Origin of the sequence: Mycobacterium sp., from assembly GCF_032162605.1 — a bacterium.
GTDB lineage: Bacteria > Actinomycetota > Actinomycetes > Mycobacteriales > Mycobacteriaceae > Mycobacterium.
In genome coordinates, this window is record NZ_JAVROT010000479.1 from 1 (window position 1) to 4705 (window position 4705).

The following is a 4705-nucleotide window of genomic DNA, read 5'->3' on the forward strand; positions in this document are numbered from 1 at the left end:
CGGGCGCAGCTCCGCGGGCACTGGCTCACCCGACATGCGTTCAGCCACCGCCATCATCACGTCGATCAGGGTTTCGTCGTCGTCGTCGATCACCGCGTCGCAATAGACCTGCAGGTAGGCGAAGGGCAAGGTTTCGTCGAGTACACAGAGACTGACTTTGCCGTTTCGGGCCACCGCTTTGGCCTTGGCCCGAGCGCCCATGGTCGCCACCAGCAGGTCGTCGTTGTCGTCTGGGACGTAGTAGACGATCGACATCGCCGGGCCGTCCGATCGACGGCCGTAGCCGAAGACGCAGGTGCGATGGGTCTGGACGAACAGTCGCCGCTCAGAGGGCAGCATGTCGCGATCCGTCGGCGCCTGGAAAGGATCCTTGGACAGGGGCAGCAGACGCGCCGATGCGCGGTCTCGGTTTTGATTCGTGGTCTCTGGGGCAGTGCTCATGATCTCTAACCTCCCACTCTTATTATCGATTGATAATAAGAGTACGCTTCGAAAGATGGAACGCAAGACCCCAGCGCCGACCAAGGTGCGCCTGCGCCGGACCCGGACCGACATCCGGGAGGCCCTGCTGGAGTCGGCACTGGTCGAATTCGGGGCCAAGGGTTTCGACGGCGCATCGACGCGTTCGATCGCTTTGCGTGTTCAGGCACACCAGCCGCAGATCAATTACCACTTCGAGTCCAAATCGGCGCTGTGGAAGGCCGCGGTGGACCACCTCTTCGGGCTCTTGCGGGAGGCGTTCGACGGCGTCATACCGGCCAAGCTCACCGGCGTTGAAGTGTCGGCGCTCGCCGTAGCGTTCGCTGACGGGATACGTCGATTCGTGGCATTCGCCGCCAAACACCCTGAGCTGAACCAGATCATGGTGCACGAGGGCACTGCAGCGAGCGATCGGTTGACGTGGATGACCGAAACGCACGTGAAGCCGTTCTTCGACGGCATCCGGCCGGCCTGGCAGGTGCTGCGTGACACCGGCGTTGCGGCACCCATCGACAGCGAGATCCTGTACTACGTGCTCGTCGGCGCGGCATCACTGCCGTACGTGAACGCCCCCGAAGTCCGGCTTCTCACCGGCCGAGACCCGAGTAGCCCTGAGTGGATCACTGCTCACGCTGACGGATTGGTCGCCATCCTCCTGCCGGGACTGTCCGCCGTCGCAGACTGATGCTTCTTCCTGAACTGTGGTCGGGACAGCAGGAACTTTGGGGTCAAACTACGTTGTCATGGATCAGGGCGACCGGCCGGTCGACGACGAAATGGGCAGGCCTCTTCGATCTTCCGCATGACGCGTTTTGGATCGCGGGGTTCGACGGTCGATCCTGTCCAGGGCGGGATCTGTCCGGCGCTCAAGACATTGGCCCTGCGGTCGGCCATCCCGGCCACTCTCGAGCTTGCGCTCGACCACGCCTGCCTGACCCAGTCGAAGTTGGCGCGTACTACGTGATGTCAGGAGGCCCTGACCAACGCATTCACGCAGGCGTGCGCCTCCCATGTGACCCCTGCACGTGTACAGACAAGTCCACTAGCGGTGGCAACCTTCCTTGAGGCCCGCTGCCCCGGCGAGGAGGTCACGGACCGCGCTCGCGCTCAGCCCCAACTTCGCCAGAAACCCCACAGCCGGACTGGTTGCGATCAAGTCGGCGAGATCCTGCTCGTTGTGGGTGGAGGTCATTATCACCGGCGGGGGCGCCGGCAGCCCCGATTCGTAAAGCTGCTCGGCGACATCGAAGCCGTTCTCCGCGCCGAGGTAGACGTCGACCAGCATGACGTCGGGTTGTAAGTCCTGGACGCAACGGAGAGCCTCGGCGCTGGTTGACGCTACGCCGACGACCATGACGCCGTCGTGCTCGAGTAGACGGCGCGCGGCGTCGACGAAATCTGCGCTGTCATCCACGATTACGCAGCGCATCGGGAACCTCGCAGAGCCATGATGCCAGCATGGCAGTGCGCGCACCGGTGCGCATTCCCGCTAGCTGGAAAAGTGCTGCCGAACACCGGCTCGCCTGGTGGCCGAATGCGCTGGCGCCAGGGTATTTGCAGGTGGCCGGTAGGTGCGGATTCCCGCAGGCGGGGGCGCTGGCTTTAGGCAGATCCGCGTCCGACGGCGCTCTGCGTCCCACCGGGTATCGCTGACCCACCTCAACACACTCAACGGGCTGGCGAATGCCGTGCAAACCCGTTGCGGTTCAGGCAAACCCATCGGCTATACGACGACGCCACGACCCCAGGGCGAGTCAACGTGCAGATGAGGGCATCGGCGGACCGCTGCCGCGGAGCGTCGAAGGACGTGGGCAGCCCCGTGATCGGCACCTCATACCTTGTCCGACGGCCGGCCCCCTCGGCAATCACCTGGTGCTCGTGGTTGGAAAACGCGGCCAGCAACTCAACCGGTCGGTCCTGAAGACGGCTGGCTGGTATCCCGCTGTGAGGGCTGCCGGGGGTAACAGCCGACGACACGAGGCCGCGCTGGCGATCGTGGGAGCCATGAACATCGTCACATCACACATACGAGCTGGTGTCGCCGTCGCCGCAGACGACCAAGGCCGGATCGGCATCGGCCCCCGCGCATGGGTGAAGTATGCAAGTCGAGGCGATCGGAACGTTCTTTCTGGTATTCACCGTCGGCGCCGCCGTTGGGAGCCGCAGCCCGCTGGCTCCACTGGCGATCGGCGCAGCCCTGATGGTGATGGTCTACGCCGGTGGCCATCTCTCCGGCGGCCACTACAACCCGGCGGTCACGGTGGCGGGCGCGTTCGCAGTCGGCGGGATCTCCGGTGGCTTCTTCAACCCGGCAGTGACCGCCGGGTGCCGCGGCGATGGGCATGTTCGCCTGGCCGACGCTGTGGATGTATCTGGTCGGGCAGGTCGTCGCCGGCGCCGTCCCTAGCCGCTTTCCTCGCACTCAACCCCGACGACCGGTGAGCCGCCCATGCGCCCAGCACCATCGTGCGCTGGGCGAAAGTCCACGATCCCCGCGCCGGTAGTCGATGGGTACCCGTTCGGTGGTCGGGTGGCTGACCTACCGACCATCGTCGCGGTCGGCCCGTTCGATGCCCCCCGGGCACGCCCACCTCGTCGATGTGTTCACCGGCATGGGAATCATCGTGGGCAGCTCGAATGGCTCAGCGATCGTGTGCCACCGGTGATCATGTAGGAGTGACAGCTGGGCAGAATGTATTCGAAAAGACCAGCAGCACTGCATATTCAGACCGTCTGCCCACTCGCCGTTGGCGAGCAGTATCGGCTCCGAGCTGCGCCGGTTCTGTTGCGCCGCCGCGGACTACGCGGGAACTACGTTGTCGCCATTGCCGCACCCGGATATGATGCACGTTTGGCCCTCGTCCGAATTTCGCCCAAAGTCGATGTGTGAGTTTGCGGTATGACCCAGAGACGGTCACGTCCGCCCGGCTGGACGCCGGGCGCTGCTTCTGCATGCCGCTCTTCATCGGTGTGGGCACGCGTGCCCCCTCTGTTGTTGCGCCCGACGGCCCCGCCCCTGGCGCTGGGTCTGGTGGTGTCTGCGTCGATCATCGCGGCGGAGAGCGTCTTGGTATACCTGCTCAAAGAGGCGGTCCCCGGAAACATCTTTGGTGTGGTGTTCCTGCTGGGCGTCTTGGTGGTCGCCACGGTGTGGGGGTTCGGGCTCGGGGCGGTGACGTCGTTTGCCAGCGCCGTTGTCTACGTGTGCTTCCACCGTCTGCAGACCGGCGGCAGCATCGTCGCGATCTCGACGGAGAACTGGGTGGCAATCACCATCTTCCTGATTGTCGCGCTTTCGACCACAAGCATCGCGGCGGTGGCCCGATCGCGCGCCGCCGAAGCTGATCTACGCCGTCGGCAGGTCGAGGCAACCCATGACCAGCTCCGAGCGCTCGTGGAGCAGCAGGCCGCGCTGCGCCGGGTTGCCATCCTGATTGCGCAGGGGGCGAGCCCGCCGGAAGTGTTCGACGCGGTGGCCGACGAACTCGCCCGCTGCCTGAACGTGGTCAACGCGGGGCTGCTGCGCTTCGAGGGAGACGGCACCGGGTACGTGCTCGCCGTGCGGTACGAGCCGGGAACCACGACGATGCCCGTCACCGGCGAGCACCTTCCGTTGGGTGGCGAGGACATCGGAGCGTTGGTGTTGCGTACCGGCCGCGCGGCGCGGATTGACAACCACGAGAACACCTCTGGCCCGGAGGCCGCCCACACTCGTGACGGGGGGATCGGTTCGATCGTGGGAGTCCCGATCGTTGTCGACGGTCGGTTGTGGGGTGCGGCGATCGTCGGCTCGACGAGCACCGAGCCCATGCCTTCGGACACTGAGGCACGGATCGCCGATTTCGCTGATCTGGTCGCCACCGCGATCGCCAATGCCGCCACCCGCGCGGAATTGCAGGCCAGCCGCGACGAGCTGAGTGTGCTCGCTGATCAGCAGAGTGCGTTGCGCCGCGTCGCCACCCTAGTGGCGCGGGGTGCACTCCCGTCGGAGGTGTTCGAATCGGTGGCAGTGGAATTGGCCGGGCTCCTCGGTGTCGAGAACGCGTCGGTGTGGCGTTACGAGTCCAACGGCGTGGCCACGCTGCTCTCGGCCTGGGACGAGCCCGGCGCGAAGAAGATGCCTGTCGGTCAGCGGTTTTCACTCGAGGGCGACAACATCGCGGCGATGGTGTTACAGACCGGTTGCCCGGTCCGGATGGACAGCCACGACGATGCCGCCGGGGCC

5 protein-coding genes are annotated in these 4705 nt (G+C 65.4%); 3 read left to right on the forward strand and 2 right to left on the reverse strand.

Annotation, left to right across the window (positions count from 1 at the left end):
- Positions 1-441 (reverse strand): pyridoxamine 5'-phosphate oxidase family protein (locus QOI01_RS26340; RefSeq protein WP_526386110.1); only part of this gene is annotated, 441 nt, incomplete at its 3' end.
- 55 nt (positions 442-496) lie between these two features.
- Between QOI01_RS26340 and QOI01_RS26345 the strand changes: the two genes are divergently transcribed.
- The gene (locus QOI01_RS26345) at positions 497-1165 is read left to right on the forward strand and encodes a TetR/AcrR family transcriptional regulator (RefSeq protein ID WP_526386111.1); all 669 of its coding nucleotides are present in this window, start codon (positions 497-499) and stop codon (positions 1163-1165) included.
- A gap of 357 nt (positions 1166-1522) precedes the next feature.
- On the opposite strand, the gene QOI01_RS26350 is transcribed toward QOI01_RS26345, so the two are convergent.
- Positions 1523-1894: a response regulator gene (locus QOI01_RS26350; RefSeq protein WP_526386112.1), complete on the reverse strand. Its 372-nt coding sequence runs from the start codon at positions 1892-1894 to the stop codon at positions 1523-1525.
- Positions 1895-2578: 684 nt separating this feature from the next.
- On the opposite strand from QOI01_RS26350, the gene QOI01_RS26355 reads away from it, so the two are divergent.
- A complete protein-coding gene (locus QOI01_RS26355) occupies positions 2579-2887 on the forward strand; it encodes an aquaporin (RefSeq protein WP_526386113.1) in 309 nt (102 codons plus the stop codon).
- Between the two features lie 573 nt (positions 2888-3460).
- Positions 3461-4705, forward strand: a 1245-nt coding sequence (locus tag QOI01_RS26360) for a GAF domain-containing protein (protein WP_526386114.1), incomplete at its 3' end; no start/stop codon positions are given.